Source organism: Rhizobium terrae (genome assembly GCF_003425685.1).
In the GTDB taxonomy this organism is placed as follows: domain Bacteria; phylum Pseudomonadota; class Alphaproteobacteria; order Rhizobiales; family Rhizobiaceae; genus Neorhizobium; species Neorhizobium terrae.
On record NZ_QJKM01000037.1, the window covers coordinates 1 to 16,799 of the forward strand.

Annotated in this window: 16 protein-coding genes; 7 read left to right on the forward strand and 9 right to left on the reverse strand. The window is 55.2% G+C overall.

What is annotated here, in order from left to right; genetic code table 11:
• Positions 1 to 321 precede the first annotated feature (321 nt).
• Positions 322 to 3,270 (reverse strand): DNA methyltransferase family protein, encoded by a 2,949-nt coding sequence (locus tag DMO26_RS32310; protein ID WP_162895172.1) that lies wholly within the window; start codon positions 3,268 to 3,270, stop codon positions 322 to 324.
• 243 nt (positions 3,271 to 3,513) lie between these two features.
• On the opposite strand from DMO26_RS32310, the gene DMO26_RS34025 reads away from it, so the two are divergent.
• Both DMO26_RS34025 and DMO26_RS32315 read left to right on the forward strand, forming a co-directional pair.
• Positions 3,514 to 3,846, forward strand: a complete 333-nt coding sequence (locus DMO26_RS34025; protein ID WP_162895173.1) for a hypothetical protein — start codon at positions 3,514 to 3,516, stop codon at positions 3,844 to 3,846.
• A 61-nt stretch (positions 3,847 to 3,907) separates the two neighbouring features.
• Positions 3,908 to 4,720, forward strand: a complete 813-nt coding sequence (locus DMO26_RS32315; RefSeq protein WP_117196385.1) for a hypothetical protein — start codon at positions 3,908 to 3,910, stop codon at positions 4,718 to 4,720.
• A gap of 4 nt (positions 4,721 to 4,724) precedes the next feature.
• Here the strand turns inward: DMO26_RS32315 and DMO26_RS32320 are convergent, their stop codons facing one another.
• From DMO26_RS32320 to darT, 3 genes are all read right to left on the reverse strand, one after another.
• On the reverse strand, positions 4,725 to 5,225 hold the full coding sequence (locus tag DMO26_RS32320; protein ID WP_117196386.1) for a DUF488 domain-containing protein: 501 nt from the start codon (positions 5,223 to 5,225) through the stop codon (positions 4,725 to 4,727).
• Between the two features lie 848 nt (positions 5,226 to 6,073).
• On the reverse strand, positions 6,074 to 7,186 hold the full coding sequence (gene darG, locus DMO26_RS32330; protein WP_117196388.1) for a type II toxin-antitoxin system antitoxin DNA ADP-ribosyl glycohydrolase DarG: 1,113 nt from the start codon (positions 7,184 to 7,186) through the stop codon (positions 6,074 to 6,076).
• 11 nt (positions 7,187 to 7,197) lie between these two features.
• Positions 7,198 to 7,845, reverse strand: a complete 648-nt coding sequence (gene darT / locus DMO26_RS32335; RefSeq protein WP_117196389.1) for a type II toxin-antitoxin system toxin DNA ADP-ribosyl transferase DarT — start codon at positions 7,843 to 7,845, stop codon at positions 7,198 to 7,200.
• A 351-nt stretch (positions 7,846 to 8,196) separates the two neighbouring features.
• Here darT and DMO26_RS32345 point away from each other — a divergent pair, with 351 nt between their 5' ends.
• The 4 genes from DMO26_RS32345 (at position 8,197) to DMO26_RS32360 (ending at position 10,080) form a co-directional block, all read left to right on the forward strand.
• A complete protein-coding gene (locus DMO26_RS32345) occupies positions 8,197 to 8,580 on the forward strand; it encodes a hypothetical protein (protein ID WP_117196391.1) in 384 nt (127 codons plus the stop codon).
• 68 nt (positions 8,581 to 8,648) lie between these two features.
• On the forward strand, positions 8,649 to 9,014 hold the full coding sequence (locus DMO26_RS32350; protein WP_117196392.1) for a hypothetical protein: 366 nt from the start codon (positions 8,649 to 8,651) through the stop codon (positions 9,012 to 9,014).
• Positions 9,015 to 9,058: 44 nt separating this feature from the next.
• Positions 9,059 to 9,784, forward strand: coding sequence for a hypothetical protein (locus tag DMO26_RS32355; RefSeq protein ID WP_162895174.1), 726 nt, complete (start codon positions 9,059 to 9,061; stop codon positions 9,782 to 9,784).
• Positions 9,781 to 10,080, forward strand: coding sequence for a hypothetical protein (locus tag DMO26_RS32360; protein WP_117196394.1), 300 nt, complete (start codon positions 9,781 to 9,783; stop codon positions 10,078 to 10,080). Before DMO26_RS32355 ends, DMO26_RS32360 begins: the two co-directional genes overlap by 4 nt.
• Here DMO26_RS32360 and DMO26_RS32365 read toward each other — a convergent pair.
• Positions 10,075 to 10,383 (reverse strand): hypothetical protein, encoded by a 309-nt coding sequence (locus tag DMO26_RS32365; protein ID WP_117196395.1) that lies wholly within the window; start codon positions 10,381 to 10,383, stop codon positions 10,075 to 10,077. The genes DMO26_RS32360 and DMO26_RS32365 overlap by 6 nt on opposite strands.
• Positions 10,384 to 10,703: 320 nt before the next feature.
• Between DMO26_RS32365 and DMO26_RS32370 the strand changes: the two genes are divergently transcribed.
• On the forward strand, positions 10,704 to 11,438 hold the full coding sequence (locus DMO26_RS32370) for a phosphotransferase enzyme family protein (protein WP_117196396.1): 735 nt from the start codon (positions 10,704 to 10,706) through the stop codon (positions 11,436 to 11,438).
• Positions 11,439 to 11,688: 250 nt separating this feature from the next.
• On the opposite strand, the gene DMO26_RS32375 is transcribed toward DMO26_RS32370, so the two are convergent.
• The 4 genes from DMO26_RS32375 to DMO26_RS32390 all read right to left on the reverse strand — a co-directional run bounded on the left by DMO26_RS32375 (position 11,689) and on the right by DMO26_RS32390 (position 16,370).
• The gene (locus DMO26_RS32375; RefSeq protein ID WP_117196397.1) at positions 11,689 to 12,969 is read right to left on the reverse strand and encodes a hypothetical protein; all 1,281 of its coding nucleotides are present in this window, start codon (positions 12,967 to 12,969) and stop codon (positions 11,689 to 11,691) included.
• Between the two features lie 545 nt (positions 12,970 to 13,514).
• On the reverse strand, positions 13,515 to 14,489 hold the full coding sequence (locus DMO26_RS32380; protein ID WP_226951499.1) for a 5'-methylthioadenosine/S-adenosylhomocysteine nucleosidase family protein: 975 nt from the start codon (positions 14,487 to 14,489) through the stop codon (positions 13,515 to 13,517).
• A 35-nt stretch (positions 14,490 to 14,524) separates the two neighbouring features.
• A complete protein-coding gene (locus DMO26_RS32385; protein ID WP_117196399.1) occupies positions 14,525 to 14,917 on the reverse strand; it encodes a hypothetical protein in 393 nt (130 codons plus the stop codon).
• 670 nt (positions 14,918 to 15,587) lie between these two features.
• A complete protein-coding gene (locus DMO26_RS32390; RefSeq protein WP_162895175.1) occupies positions 15,588 to 16,370 on the reverse strand; it encodes a hypothetical protein in 783 nt (260 codons plus the stop codon).
• Between the last annotated feature and the right edge of the window lie 429 nt (positions 16,371 to 16,799).

Sequence of the window (16,799 nt, forward strand, 5' to 3'; positions counted from 1 at the left end):
TTGGCGTCAGACCCGCCAAGCAATTGGTCCAATATCGCGTCCGGGATAACCGGCTCTTTCCGTCGTGCCATGGGAATCTCCTTCATACCCATTATGCACCCCGTACACGAAATTCCTGACACTCCCCCGGCTAGCGCGTAAACGAGAGTTGCACACACAAGAAGCGGAAGGAACGTGAAGAAAGGCGTATCAAGTTCCCTACCGTTCTGGCGGACTAACAACAGAAGGCGGCTCAGCTCAATATCGCCATCCAAGACGCTTAGAGTTATTCGACCCAGAAGGCGATCACCACCAAAGCAGAGACACTGAGAGTAAAACGCCCTATTTATGCCCGAGGATAGATGGCTCTTGAGCGAGTTTTTGCCGCAAAAGCGTAACAGCTCCATCCTGCTCGTGCCATGATGCAGGAAGCCCTAGAACATCAACCAGCAGCCGCTTATCTAGCTCCGCTCGGACCTCGTCTACTGCAAGTAGATGGATAGGTTTCAGTTCCCTATTCGACAACTCGTCGAATATTTTCTCCGCTCCATTCAATTGCTCGCAGTCGAGCTTTGTCACATCGAGTACAACCAGCCGTTCGAGGGTGTTTTTGCCGATACTACCTCGCCCAGGCTGTTGCTTGTTAGCTAACCACCAATACATGAGAATTCCAAATGTGCTATTTCCCCATAACACCAAGGCTTTCTCTTCCGCAGAATTGTCCAGTTTGATTGAAAGCCACGCTCTGCCACCAAGTGACCTTCTGCGGCTAAACTGCATGCTGGTCGACTGGCTATTAAAGCGGAAGTCTCGGTTGAAATGGCAGTGAGAAGAAGTCTGCCACAGGCCCTCGATCTTTCGGTCTATAAGCTCTTGTTCGAGAGCATCTCGGCCGATCCGAGGTATACATTCGGCTTCAGCTTCAAAAGCCATTGTCCGCTCGCGATCAGCGTTGTGTTCCCATAATACAGGATAGGTGGGAACAGATCTTGGCGGTATTTCTCGTTTATCGAACGGTCCCCTGATGCCACCACTCGCATTCCGGCCATTGATGTCAGCATGATATGGCCCAATTCGCCCTATCCGACCTACCGTTGTGATGACAATTGCACCAGCAGCTTTCGGTGCTATTCCTGGCAACTGCACCTTCCCTGAAGACAAGGCGAATGCCGCCTGTGCCAGCGTCAAATCCCTGACCCGCGCCAGATTCCAACCCACACTGACCGGCGCGGTAATTGCGTGACCTACAAGCTCGTTGCCCAGGGTGATCGCTGTGCCTCCGACCGGGCCGTCTTCGATTCTTTTTATGATGCCGGCTTGAAGCGCCTGGCGAATCTTTGCGGCTATACTCGATCCTGACATCGTCGTTGCAGGACGCTCATTCAAAATCACATAGGTTCCGCGCCCGTCACTCTTTGGCACCTTTCGGCATACAAGGAGGCATTCGCCCATGTCGGTATCGGAGGAAAAGGAAACGTCTGCCCCTCCCAATCCGGCGTTTGTTACCATTATTATTTCAGAATACGAGGACTGCACTAGGTCACGGGAAGCCGCCCAGGAGTCACCGAGCATAAAGCTTAGAGGCAGGACCATCGCCAGCATGCCGCCACTGCGAAGTTTCCGGTCTCCTAGCGCCAAAAACATCGAGGCTTCCCCGGCGTTGCCATGATAGCAAGTCGATGCAGAAAGCTTCGAGGCAGCCTTAGCCATCTGCCGCTGCGTCTCATCGTCTGTCTGGAAGGCCGCAAACATCGGGTTCCGCACGCCAATCTTGTCAGACTCATGGCCTGTCGGTCGCGTGAAGGGTGGGTTCATAATCACCAGATCAAATCCCCCATGAGGGAGCGATAACCACGGCTCCAAGGTCGCTTCACCTGAACCTTGGGCGGCTTTGGCGGTTATTGCCAGGATATCGAAGCGCCGCTGGGCGTCGAGAAGGTCCCATGAACCCAGTGCGATCCCGCCGTCTTCAATGTGGCCATATGCAAGTGTGATTATCGAGCTTTCGGTGTAAGTTTCGGTAGGATGCACGCTGGATAAGCTTGCGGCCGTCAAATGTGCTGCAGCGGGAAGGACATCGCATCCAACGAGCGATCCGCCCATCATATTGCGATGTAACGCGCGAGCGTCGCCACCTGCCAATTCGTGAAACTGACCAATCCTCTGATATGCGGCGGACAAAAGTGTGCCTGTGCCACAGGCGAAGTCGGCAACTCGCATTTTCCTTAATGCGTCACCATCCGACCAGGATGATCCGGTGGGTGATGCATCTTCGTGGATTGCGAGACCAGCGAGCAATGCGGCGGAGGGCGGCGTCGTATAGTAAGCAGCAAGAAACTTTCGGTCCGCAATCAAACGCTGAAAAACAGCGCCTGTCAAATCATGCGAACGCATTAAACGATGTTCTAGAAGTTTAGCTGCTGTATCTGCCATCGTCGCCACAACAGCGTGACTTATCGGGGCGGGCGTGAGTTCTAGGAGGCGGCGGGCAATATCAAAGATGGACCAATAATTTACTGAGAGGATTTTTTTCCATTCACTGAGAATGCCCGCTTTTGTTAAGTCGCTTTGCCCTCGAAGTTCGTCGAGTGAGCGAACATCGTGGAGAGCGCCCGGTCCGCGCGCTAAGCTCTCATGGAAAACGAAGGCATTTGCGATAATGGCTGCTGCCATCCTGAGTGTCTGCTCTCCGTTTTCCTGACGAAGCTCCTCGGCTATTCTCGCAATTGAGCCAGGATGATGCTGCGCGACTTCGGAAAACAGACCTGCTGCCGCGCGTATCCCAGAGATAAGCTCGTCAGCAGCTCGGTCGATGATTTCAGGTGGGACGGACGCCGCTTGAGTAAGAATGGATAAGTCAGCGATGCCGCCTTTGAACCACTGGGTGCGAGGCCAACGATCCGCATGAGCAGGTGAGTTGCCCGTGTAGAGCGCCATTTCTAGATCAGATGCATCCGCTAAGGCATTGGAAAGATCAGAACCATCCAATAGGCGTAACCGTTTGGGAAGGCGAAGAGCAATTGACGACAGGATTACCCGGCCACTCGTCGATACGTGCGCTCCCAGCCGTGACAATGCTTCTGGCTCAACGGTTGTCGCCGGATATACTTCGGTCTCAATAACGACTGGAGAGACGTAAGGTTCTAAGACAAGGATGTCTGGACGCTGTCCTCCTCCTTTTATCATTCCGGTGTTTTCCGACCGGACAATACCTGTTTCTCTCCAAGCCCTTCTTCCTGATCGCAGTATGAGTGCCAAGGCATCATTAATTGTATGTTCGGTGGTCGCCATATCACATTCCCGCCCGCCAATTTTACGGTCAGATGCTGTAGTGATTATGGTTAATGTCGAGTGTATTAATACTAGGCGGCTGAAATCATTGAATAAAAATTCGATCTGAAGTTGTGAATATTGGCCAATTAGTCGGTTGGATGCAAATCAGTTGTGTTCTGGTTGCTGCTCTGTGGTCCTATGCGCCCGAAGCATTGAATATCGCTTGGGGTGGGTGGGCGCCATCTGCAGCAGAAGTGACATATGAAACACAGCAGAGAGAGGCGACTGGAGAAGCAGCGCATACGGTCAAAGGAGAACAGAAAGCTCCGACGGGAGGGGCGGATAGCCGACCTGGACAATATCGCCCGGGTGGCGCTACGCTGGATGCTCTCCAGAGCCGCCGGATTCGGGGATGTGAAAAGGCGGCATCGGCTGGAGAACGTCATTCTCGACGCGCTGACGCGACTGGGCGCCAAAAATGAGCGCTCTCCCCCATTACCTAATCGAACGCCGTTTGCTTCTGAATCATTTATTTCTTGTCGTCAGCTGCGAATTGCATTGGACGGCAAGCTCCACTTCAGCAATCGGAATTGACTCATTGGTTGCAATCCCCACCATTTACAGCGGTGAGTCGAGCGGGGGTGGAGAAGCATCAATGGCGGTGACGGATGCAGATATTTTGATCCTGTGCAAAACCTATCCCTCGCCAAGTGGGAAGTACACCGAGACGTCCTGTGTTGCTGGGATGGACGACAAAGGAAACCTCATCAGACTTTTTCCTGTACCGTTCCGTTTGATCGCGAAGGATCAGCAGTTCAAAAAGTGGCAGTGGGTCAAGGCTAAGATCGAGAAGGCTCCGAAGGATCACCGGCCCGAGAGCCATGTCATCAAGGTCGACACGATCAGAAGCGGCGCTGATGTCCCGTCAAAAAAGGAATGGGCTGAACGACGCGTTCACCTGGACAGGCTCAAGCTATTCACGGACTTCGAGGCCATCGAAGCGGAACGTGCTAAGAGTAACAGGTCACTTGCATTGCTCAAGCCTGCCAGGATCATCGGCCTAAATGTTTCTCCCGTCTCAAATCCGGATTGGACCGAGGAAGAGCTCGCCAAACTCGAACAAGAGCAAAAGCAGGCTGGATTGTTCGAAGAAGATGAAAAGCCGACCATTAAAACGCTTCGAAAGCTTGGGCACGATTTCTATTTTCGATATGAATGCGAGACGCCCCAGGGGACAAAATCATACAGGCACAAGATTGTAGACTGGGAGGCAGGTGCCCTCTATCTGCGCTGTATACAAACCTATGGAGATGATTGGGAGGCAGTATTCCGAACCAAGATGGAGAAGGAGTTGCCCGCCAAAGACCTTATGCTCCTGATGGGAAATATTCACAGGTTCCAAGAGCAATGGCTGATTATCAGCCTGATCTACCCGCCGCACAGGAAACAGGGCACACTGCTACTGTAGGCAGTTAAGCTGCGGCCTGCGATGCGGCTTGGATCCGATCCTTGTTCCGGATATAGCGTTGCGGATCGTCACCGTATAGGTGCATCATGGAGTAACCATACGGCTCCATTCGCTCGCCAACGATCATCCTGTGGCAGGTCTCTGGATCGCGCTCGAAGCACAGAAGGCAGACGTTCATCGTCTTCGCTTCATCAGCCAATTCAGCCACGACAGACGATACCTCTGGCTGATCAATGTGGGCGCTGTAGATCGTCCGAAAGGTCTCGTAGTCGCCTGCCTTCGCTGCTTCTCTTCCCGGCTTGGGGTCACCAAGGCTCTGCATCGGCAGATACTGGATTCCTACCTCGGCAAGCCGGTCGCGAAGGGTGTTTTTCGAGAATCCTTTTTTTCGGGAAAACGGCACGGCCCGAACATCTGCGACAGCATTGACGCCAACGGCTAGGAGCGTTCTCACGAACCGTTCGATGTCAGTGCCTTCGTATCCGATGGTAAAAATCGTCTTCATGCTCGGTCCTTTATCCGCGTTCACAGAATAGCACAACCAGTATGTCATGGAGCTGGATCCTCGGAAAATGCTTCATTTTTCGCGTCAAGCGCTTCAGCCTGGCAATGAATAACTCGGATGAATACCGGGGATATCGAGGACGGTCGCTGTCTCGCCTCTCTGTCTGCACCATCGCCTTGTCGCTTGTCGGGAGCACGCAGGTGGATATGGACCTATCCTATCACAGCCGCCACGCGGCAAGCGTGGCGCGACTTAGGAAACGGATACAACGCGAGGGCTATACCATGAGCGGAAAGAAGGTTCGGAGCCGAGAGGAAGACGACCTATTCCGCTCCCTTTTCCCGGATTACGCGGCCATCACCAAGCGCTACCGCATCGAACCTACTTCGCTTGCCGGGGACATGCGAGGAAGCTCGGTATTGTAACTGTTAGGCCCCGTTCAGGGCAAAGAAGTCTGTCTTTGGTTCGGCGGTTATATCCGGCAGCAGAAAGAGAGGAGTTGCTGGCGTTGCTCCCTGGTCGAAAGTGGGACCAGATCAAATCGCTGGCAAACAGGCACGGAGTGCATCGCGTTCCCAAATCATTCGTGCCTATTGGGGTGCCGGTCCTCAATCAGATCAGATTCAGATGCCGAGAAGCTAACTATTCGATGCCTGACCTGGACAAGCTGATCAGAGGGAAAGGCTATTTCGCGAAGGGCAATTGGCGCCACGGTCACATCCATCACCGCGATATCGGGCGAGCCGTCAGGGCATTATTCGGAGACCTGAAGGCGGACTGGAAATAGTAACCTGATCGGAACGCTTGAAAGCGGAGCATCATTCACACTCGGTGCTCCGCTATTTTTATCAATGTTCAGAACCGGCAGCCGCAACAGCTATCGGCCGCTGCATCGAATTATCGCTCGCGTTGCTTGTACTGATGCTGGACACAAGCCAACCCCGGTTTGCCAGCGTATCGAGCGCAAGTTCGATATGCTGCGGGCTGAACCTGCGTTTCCTCACGTTCCATGCGTAAACAAGCTCTTCCGCTTCCTTCGTTGTGGTCGCGCCCTCGTTTTTCGCCACCCAATAGACCGTGGCGAGCAATTCGAGGCCAAATGGACTTTCAAATCCACTCACGAGGTCCGCAACCCGATCAAATCGTTGGAGCGTTTCCGGTCTGTCTTTCAGGAAAGCTTCTGCGTCCTCTTTTGCGCCTGGTATGATGGAAAGCTGTTTTGTGGGGTCGTCCCCGCCATCCGCATAACCTGAAAGCAAATGCCCTTCGACGTCCCGGAGAACATGCCGCAAGTTTTCCGCATACGGTCCGTAGGGTGCTTTGCGATATTTCAGATCAAGTGGCTCTCCTGCCTCTTGCAGGAAGAACATCAGCTTATGAGCCTCCAGCAGTGTAACGAACGGGTCCATCAACCCATTGAGATAGCGCTGAAGAAGGGCCACGAGTGCGGCTCGGCCGGGACTCATCTTCGGAACCTTTTTATTCCTAGCAATAGCTGCAACGTCGGGGGCACCGTGAGGCTCATAGATCAACACTTGCACGGAATCCAATGGTTCAAGCGCTGCAACGATCCTCGGCCGGACATCGCTCCAATCAAGACCTCCGAGCCCAGAGCCCAAAGGCGGCACCGCAATGGATGTGATTCTGAACCGCTGGATCACCTTCACGAGGTCGATCAAACCGGAATCAATGTCTTCGATCCTGCTCTTGCCTTTCCAATGCCGCTTGGTTGGAAAGTTGATGATGTAGCGCGGGTTCAACTCGCCTGTCTCGAACACGAACATGCGGCCGGGATTTACCTCGTCGCGCTTGCATGCGGCCTCGTAGGCTTTGAAGTTTTCAGGAAAGACGTTCTTGAACTGTAGAGCAATTCCTCTTCCCATGATGCCCACACAGTTCACCGTGTTGATGATGGCATCAGCATTCGCCTGGAGGATATCGCCCTTTACGAAAGTAATCATTGAAACCTCCCTCAATAGTACCAAGCGGGAATTAATCCCACCTGGGGCTTGTGCGCCGCTGGAATGAGGTTGTTCTGCACCTGATTATAGGTTGCCAGATTTTGAGTAGCGATCCTATCGACCAGATGCCAAGGAAAAAACTTATACATGAGGAATTCGGCCTGCTTCGCTTCTTTCACGTCTGCCTGAGCCCACTGGTTAGCCGCTATATGCGGCCAATTCAGTTGGTTTAGCTGGGCGACATCATTCCAGAACGACGAGTAAGCAGCACCTGCATTGCTTCCGCTGAACGCCCAACTTTGCCCCGCCCCGTTCGCCCAGGACACCACCTTGTGAAGGTCGGCTTCCAGATGGATAATTGGTCCCTGCCCGCCCTTGTAGGCAAGTTCTGGGCTGTTCGCACAATGGATGACGTACAGCATCACAGAGCGAGGGCAGAAATAGAACGGCACAAAATCTGCAACCACCGCATTGCTGTAGCACTTCACCGGAAGCTCAAAACGTCTTTGCTTGATCGTCCCCATACCGATGGTCGTGCCAGCGGCATTCATGTTGACGATGGTGGAATCACAGAACAGCTTGCCCGACGCGATGATCGAAGGCAGCCTATCTACATTAACAATATGGTAAATCTTGGGGGCGGCAGGAGGGGGTGTCATTCGTTTAGCCTTAGGGGCTTGGCTAGACGAGCCCCTGCGCCGCCAGAGGTGGTTTCACCATCGCCGAGAAAGATTACCCCCGCGCTCTCGAAAGCGCTCTGTATGGCCTCGACGGTACGACTGTGGGCAGACAGCGCACCTGGCTGCGTCTCCAGCCGTTTCAGAGATGGTAGAGATACGCCTGATGCCTCCGCCAGATCCTTCTGCTCCCATCGTAGAAGTGCACGCGCTGCCCGCACCTGTTCACTGGTGATCATTCTTTCTCTCTAAAATAATACTCAGGGTATTGATTTTCCCTGAAGTATCATATAATACCTGAAGCATCGATTAACGCAATTCGGGAAATCGCAAATGCCGAGCACCCCTGTTCCGGTCACCGCCGAAGGCATGACCAAATTCGACCGTGCCGCCATCATGCGCAAGGCTTGGGAGAAGTACCGGGAATTCCGTGCCCGCTATGCGCCGTGGCAGATCGAGCGCCGTATCGTCGATGCCTCATTCTCCAATTGCCTGCGGATCTCGTGGCGCATCGCAAAGCGGGAGGCAGCGGAGAAGGCGGCAGCCGCCCAGGCGCTGACATCCTATAGCGACCGTGCCGCCGATCGTGTTCGCGAACTGACCGTAGAGCTGATGCGCATCGATGCGCAGCCATGGGGAATGCGGAGCCATCGCACCGCCGACACCCGCTCGGCAATCCAAGAGGAAATCCGAACCCTTCAACACGAACTCGCATAAGCCGCTAGGGGTACCTACAATATAGGTACCCCTTCTGACCTGACCTTCTGACAATCTGGAGATCTATCATGCCGAACGAACCCGTTCAGGCAGCCGCCGAAGGCTTGCCTAATACCGAACACCCATGGGAAGCGGCCCGCCGCCATTCGAAGGCGCTTTCGGAGGCGCTGTCGATCTGTAATGACAGCCGGTGGTATGCCCACGTCTTCCCCTCCGACCGTGCCTACAGCATAGCCTTTGCAGCCAAGCCCCATGACGGCGCAGAGGAAGAGCGGCCGATCGATCGGGTCAACCGCCTCGCATGGGAGCTTGCCGACGCCCTGAACGACTACAGGGATGGCATGTTTCACGCGCGAATCTACCCATCGGCGCAGGCAGGCTATGCAGTGATGTTCACGGTCACTCGTGCAGCGGAACGGAGGGCCGAGGTATGACGATCCAACACGTCGCAACCAATCGCCGTCGTTTCCTGCTCGGCTTGGCTGCAGCCTCGACGGCTGCGGTTGCTTCCCCGGCGTGTGCGGCACCGGCCGAGAACCCGAAGCTGATCGAGCTCGCGGATGCGCTGCCGGCGGTGGCTGAAGCCTATCACACAGCCTATCGTGCATATGAGGAGATGCACGAACGGCACAAAGCCGCGACCCCTCTCGCACCTGACGAAATGACCGATATCGGCATCGGCTGCCCCCGAACGACGTCACAGCCGGGCGAGGTCGAGATGAATGCGACGCTCGGCTATCTCTACCGGAAAGGGGAAAAGTTCCCGAGACGCATCGTCCGCAACTCTTGGCAAGTTCGGTGCGAAATCGACGATTATCGCCGGATTAAACGGCAGGCGAAGAAGACCGGAGATGTCGCGGAATATCTTCGCGCCGAAGAGACGATCGTCGGACTGAAGGCCCAACTCGCCGAGATCGAGGCCTACGAGGAAGCGTACCGCGCAGCACGGGCGGCGGCACATGATGATCATGAACGCCTGTATCCGATACGAGAACAGGCGCTCCACGCATTAGCTGATCATATCTCTGCATTGATGGCTGAGCCCGATTGGACCATGGAAGGCCTGATGATCAAGGCGGAAGCGCTCATCGTATGGAACCACCTCGACCGGAAGGAGAAAATCTACGGCCATCTTCTTGGGGCCGATTGGCATGCTTCGATCGCGAAATCGATCCTGCACCATGCAGAAGCAGGTGCTGCATGAACCAGCGCGTCATCATCACCGCTCGCCGGCGACTGGAGGCCAAGATCGAGGAGCTGATCGGTCTCCTTGATCTGGTCGACGGCGATGAAAATCTTGAGCCCTATCTCGCCGGCTTCGACGAGTTCAGCCTTGATGACCGCGAGGTCGAAGATGAAAACGACGAGGACGGCGGCGATGCGGAGCCGGAAGAAACCGACCAGGACGGCGACGAGGAAGACGGCGACAAGAGTGAAGACGACACCCTGCAAGGCGGCTGGTTCGTCATGGGCAAGCTGGAGGGCGGGAGTGGCTTATGACGCTGTATCTTCGGTGGCCTCCGCTTCACGTCGGATGCGCTCGTCAAGCGCTTCCGCAACCGCCCTGAGGAACTCCTTCCGGCGGTGGTCCAACGTCACCTCAGCATCATGCTTTAGCGGTTCCCGTACCCTTTCCATGAAGCCCGAGTGGTCGAAGCGATCGGAAGCCACATTGACTTCGACTTCATCCATGAAATGAGCGAGAAGAGGCGCTAGGGCAAGGCCAGTATCCTTCTGGTACTGGATAGCCATCTGCTGAGCGAGTTTGCGCATCGGTATGTACGGACCAAATTCGGCAGCCATTTAAATCTCCTGCAATCTGTCGTGAGGGATTAGATAGGTAGACGGTTGACGTCCGACGATAAAAATCTCGCGATCACTCCTAAGGATACCATCTAAAAGGGCGCCCTCAGCCTAACCTCAAGAGGTGCTGGGACAAAGGGGTATGAATTCAAGGCATAGTCGGCGTCACATGACCACCGTTGGGGTTCCGGTGCCAACCTTCTCTGCGTCCCAGCCAAGACTATAGCGCGGCGATCTGGGAGTAACTTCGACGTTGATCGTCGCGTGGCACAAGACGATCCGCCATTTCTGCCGACGACGGTTTACGCTAGTCTCGTCCTATGAGCGAAACCGAAACTCCGTTGACCGGCGGCCGCATCACACCGGGCGTGGTGCGCGTCGGCGACACGGTTCGGCGGCCCATATCGAGCGACCGTTCCTCAGTGCACCGATTGCTCGCGCACCTGGAAGCCCTCGGTTTTGATGGCGTGCCCCGATTTCAGGGCGTGGACCCGCAGAACCGTGAGATCCTGAGTTTCCTGCCAGGTGAGGTTCCGCGCGACCTGGACCATTTCAGCGATGCCCAGCTCGTGTCTGCGGCAGGCCTCCTGCGGCGCTTCCATGATGCCACGGCGGGGTTCGAGCTTGTCCGTCAACAGAATGCGGAGGTGATGTGCCACAACGACTGGGGGCCGTCCAACGCCGTCTTTCGCGATGGCGTCCCCTACGGGATCATCGACTTCGATACGGTCACCCCCGGCCCGCGCCTCTGGGATTTGGGCTATTCGGCCTTCGCCTGGCTTGACCTGGGCAGCCCGGATTACACGGGTGAGGAGCAGGTACGGCGGCTCGCCGTGTTCGCAGATGGCTATGGAAAACCGGATTGCTCCGCGGCGCAGGTGGCCGTCTACGCGGTCGCGCGGCAAACCGCCCTCGCGAGCTGGGCAAGGGCAAGAGGCGACACTGAAATGACCGAGTGGGCAACGGCAGCTGCATTGTGGACGGCACGCAACGTCACCGAACAGCTGCTGCCCACCGGCTATCCGCTCGGTCAGGGTGTCTTGGGGGTTTCCTAATCCGCATTGCCGCACCCGATCACCTTCGCCGCCATTCCAGCTCGCCCTTAAACTCGAGTGGTAACCAGCAAAGCATCAATTGCAGTGCGAGGCGTGCGCATCCGGTGCGCCCTCGGTCGAGAGTTTGGATCGGGATCTCTCTTGCCGAGATGAGTTGATCCGGAGAACTCATTGGGGTGACCGGATGCCTCTTCGCAGGACTGAACCTTGGTAACAAGGTTTTCCCGTGGCACTCTGGTCCCTCCACATGCTACTTTCCAAGAGATTCTCCATATTTCATTACGTCTGTGAGATTCTGCGGCTCAATTGTTTCCGGACCGTGGCCGGGTGCCCGCCTGAACATGGCCTCCAGCAAGGCTCCGCGGTCCTGAATGGTTGCGGCCTCCCGCTTGATGAGAAAGAGGTAGGTGTTAAGGATGGTGACGCGCTGTTGCGCGTCGTCCATCAGCAGCATGGATCGGGTGTTGAACCTGACAATCAGCCTTATGGCCCAGACAACAAACCCGACCGGCACACTGATCATCAGCAACCGGCTGATCGTAATGAAAGTCGCCGCAAAGGTAGTTCCTTGAGCCGGCTGGGGCTGCAGAGCTTCCACCTCGCGAACGAGCGCGAAGATTTCCTCGCGAAATACAATGGTCGCTATTGGCAATCCGATTAGGATTATCAGGAGCGCAGCGAGGGAGACCATGTAACCAAGCGAGGCCTGCTTGCTACGATGTTCCCAAAGATGGCGTGTTTCGCTCAGCCCGACCTGTTCCCTCATAAACGCTTTTTCTGCCTCCAGTTGCGCTTGGAGGCTAACAATATCTATTCGAGCAGCGCTGACCCCGTTAAAGACGTTTTGTGCGCTCCTTTCTATTCCCCTCCACTCCGTTTCGATGCCTTGCGCGCGGGATACGGCTTGATTTACCAGTTCGTGGGCGTCCAGTAATCGTTCGGCCGCTTCCATCAAAGAAGTCTTTTGTTCTTCTTCGCCTTGCGTGAAGAGATGCGCTGCCTGTTTCTTTTGGGCATAATTTTCCCTCTCCGCGTTAAGCCTCGTCTTCCAATTATCGATCTCGATATCACTCGACTGTTGGGAGGCGAGCAACGTCCTACCGGAAGAGTGCGGGCGACCATCGTTCGCACGTTTGTCGGTAAGCAACCGATCAAGTTCGACCAGAAAAAATGCACAGAGCGCATTTGCGTACTCGTCGGTTTGCTCCTGGTCTGCAAACTCCAGCCGATCGGTCAGCGCTTTCCGAAAATCCCGCATTCCATCCTCGCTTAGCTCTTCAAGCGGTGGGTGGAGAATGACAAACAGGCCGCGCAAACGCTCGACGTCGGCCTCGATATCCCTCAAGCGTCCGACTGCAAGCTTGAGGGAGGCAGGGATGTCGCTCGTCGAGTTTTTGTACCAGTCTTCTAACGCGTCTGCGGACTCTTTGACGTGTCTGGACCATCTGGAGTGACTTTCGTCAGCGTCGAAATGGAGAGTTCGACCAGACGCAACAGCTTTTCTCAGGAATCTGAATATCTCGTCTCTCATCTGTGTGCTCAAAGTCCGCGGCGGCTAACGGCATCTTCATCCCATCGATGGGGTGCGTATGACAAGCGGTCTCTGCCTTGGACGAGTCTGCTTGGCGCTTGCCTAGCGAGCTTGGGGATTTCCTCAACGGGGCGTCGAGCGCAAGATCGACCTCAGCAAGGCCGGGCGATAGCGTAATCAACTACGCCGCACTTATCCGCCCTAGCGTCGCATGGGGGCGGCATTGCTCTAGAGGCGGCTGAGATCGACAACCCTCTTGCCAACAACCTCGGCTACGGGACCTTGCTCGGCATGTGGGTTTCCCCCGCCAGATTGCTCAACGATCCGGACTATCAGCGCTGATATGCGACGTTGGGGACATATCCGATCCATGTTCTGGACAGTGATACCCTCTTCTTGCCGTGCACGGGCGAGGCCTGATACCCACTGGCCCCGGAATTCACCAGAGCATTGGTGGGATGCCCGGTGGCGAGTAGTGCGGCCGCGGTCGGTGTTGGCTGAAGAACCGTCAGCCGATGCCGTCTTGTTATTCCCGGATCTCCTGGTCAAATGCTATGTATCTCTTCCAGAATGGCGCGGGCAACTGCCGCTGCGCACACGCTAGCGTAAGTTTGCCAGTCGTCACTTTTTCGGTTGTCGCCATAGTCGCAAATGCCTCTGACATTCAAGTAGCCAAGTCCGGTCATCGAAGCCGCAATGGCTACACCGGCGCCCTCCATTTCATACGCGATCGTGCCGTGCTTCCGAGCAAGATCATTCCTATAGGAGGAGTCTTTAAGTAGAGTGCTCGCCGAACCAATCGTTCCTACGTGGATGTGAGGTTTGTCGAAAGTTCGCTCGTACATTAGGCCTTTCTCGTACTTCCTTAACGAGCTGTTGGGATCATTGCTGACGTTCGGCCTGTTGGCAGACCTAATAGCTTCCCCACCTCTGCTGATGTAGTCGTCCCAAGGCTTGGGCTGCGCAGGAGCGCCCTTCCTTTCCTGCAGAGAGAGCAATCGATCAACCGCATTCAGCAGTTGCTTATCACCCGGCGGCAGGTCGTCGCCGCGTAGTTCAATCTCACCGTTCGTTCGTTTGACGTGGTCGTATTGAATCAGTTTGTTGCCAATGACCACGTCGCCAAGCCTAACATCTTTCTCCATATCGCGAAGGTTTTCCTGCCCCGCCGCAATACCGATAAGGATAACCTTCCTGACGAACTCGCATCGACTTTTAATGAGTGCCGTCGCAGCCGCCGCTTGGGCGATTCCTTGTCCTGTCGTTCCAGCTACCGCTACGTAGAACCGCTCGCCTAATCTATCTTCGAGAGTCAGGTATTCGATCCTCACCGAGCTATCTCGGGGATGAGGCATGACTTCGGCCGCCCCGAATACCGCCATAGTTGACGCAAATTCATGAGGAATGGCGTTAATGATAGCGTACTTAATTTTCCGGTATATCTTGACTTTGGCGCTGGCTATTTGCCGGCGAATGCCAGCTCGTTCGTTCGGATCAAATATCTCTGCGGCCGGCTCCAAGAGATCCGTTAGGTTAGGCGCTTTTCCCATAACTGCTAGGCCGCGACTAATTTGAGAGCCGTCTGCGCGGCCCGATACTGGCCTGATCGTACAAATGCCTCTGCGGCCTCTAGCGCGAAAAGATCACGGCTCATGCCAATTCCCAGCTCATCGAAGAATTGGGCTTCAACTATCAGAAGCACACCGATATTTCTTTTGCGGTCAGCGTCACTGAGTTTTTTGACGAGCAAGTCGCAGAATTCAATGGCAACGCGGTAGCCAGCTTTCTCGCCGAGATAAAACGCGAATTCGGTGTAGAATTTGAGGTTTTTTGAAAGCAGGCTTGCCGATGGGGCAATGGCGTCAAGGGCGCCGGCAACCTGATACATTTGAAGTAAAGCTCCAAATTCACGTTCCGTGGCTGGCGTCAGGTCTTGATCAGCGGACACTTGGTGATCTCCGGTTGGAGTATTTCGCCAAAAAAATACCCATTGTTGGTTAAAGAAGCCTCAAGTTCAGAGGGTGAAAAACCGGCTATAATCTGGCGCGCAAATACGTTGGCGAGAAAAGTTCTGGGGTGAGAATGGAGCAGTATTGAGACAGACTCTGGCGAGGATGTTCACGCCAGAGCATCGGTCCCAACCGAGCCTCTCCCATATTTCTGTTTGGTGCCAACGGGATTCATGAGGGGCGCGTCACCTGAACGTCACGCAAGTGTCACACGGCCGTGAAGGCTCGCGCCGGTCCGCCAAGGCGCGAGCCCGGCCGTACGATAGACATCCCGGCAAATGGGTATCACCTTATCCGACGCGGTCTAGACGCTCGACCGGTACCCGACCCCGAGGAGGCACGAGATCCTCCAGCGCCAAGCTGCGCATTACGCTAAACAAGGCGCATTCGAGCGCGCGGCCTTCAATGAGATCTGGATTGTTGCCAATCATCGCGATCGTCCGCTTGATTAGCATTTGCTGGGAGCGTTCGTCGGGGCTGAACCTGCTGGCCCAATTCAGCAGGACACCTAGGTCTGAATCGAGTGAAATAGATGATTGCGGTTATGTCATTAGGAAACATAATCGGGCTCTTTTCGTTTCGATGCCAGCGCGGCGGTGATTCTATTTATCAGGGGGCCATATCCAGCATGTCGGCAAGTCTGGAGCCAATTTCGGCGATCGTATTAAAGTCGGCCAACAGTTGGGCGTGGAAAAGGAAGGGCTTGGAATTTTCCTCGAACGAGTGCTTCATCCACGGCCGATAGCGATGAAAACTCTGCTGTTCTGCCTTTAGTCGCGTGTAACCGCCCAGATCAAAGTCGCGCAAAGCATCTGCTGCGGCTCGCCCCAATCTCTGGTACTCCTCAAGATCGTTCAGATCGACGACAAAGGGCGGGATGTAGAGCGGGATCCTGTGTGCCAAAGAATCCCGGAAATCCGTCATCACCGCGAACCAGGTTTCGAGAGTGAGTAGATACTCACGGAAATCAAGCGGCAGTGATCGCCACATCTGTTTGTGGTTCTTAGTCATGCCGATCATCATTGGTTTTAGAGGGCTTCCGTCGGTCTGCCGTATATCCCTCTCTAACGCCCACACCCAGGCAAGATTTTCGAGCGCCCCAAACGCGTTCATCACGAAGGCTTGGATGTAGATAGCGCCGTCCGTTCTATCACTGTTGGAGGGTGGCTCCGTCCTGGCAGGGGGTAGCTTGTCGAAGACGACCTCAATGCATCGGTGCATTGTATCCAGGCGACGCGAATATCCCTGAACTGCATGTTCGGCAGCGGTTTTATTGGTCAGTGGCAAATTCAAAAAACGTTCCCGCAGGAGACGGAAACGATTGTCGATAGCCTTCCTCTCTGCAGCGAATTCCTGAAGATGGTGGGGTTGAAAATACGATCGCGCAGTCACACCAGCTCCGCCGCCGCCCGAGTCCGAAGGAGGGCAGAGGCTGCCAGACCACCAATGATCGCGCAAGCTCTGAGGTTGCCGTTATGATGACCTCGCGGGATCCACCGCTCTGGCTTCCCTTAACGATTCCTCGAAGTCGAGCCTCGCTTAGCGCCGGGCGAGGACTTTAATGAACTCCACCAATGCAGCCTTTGCCTTTTCCTCTTGAACCTCAATCGGTTCGACGTCGTCGGCGCAGCTTTGGCAGTATAGCTCCTCTCCGACCATTGTTCCTTCGTATCGGCCGCGACCGCTTTGCAGCGGCCTAGCAGGCTGTTGAAGAAGTCTCTCGTTTAGCCTTGAGGACGGCCTCGTCGCCGTTGTGATAGGCGAAAGTGATCTCGATTGCGCCGTCGTCGAGCAATTCGGCGTGACCGTCGCCGGCGACCT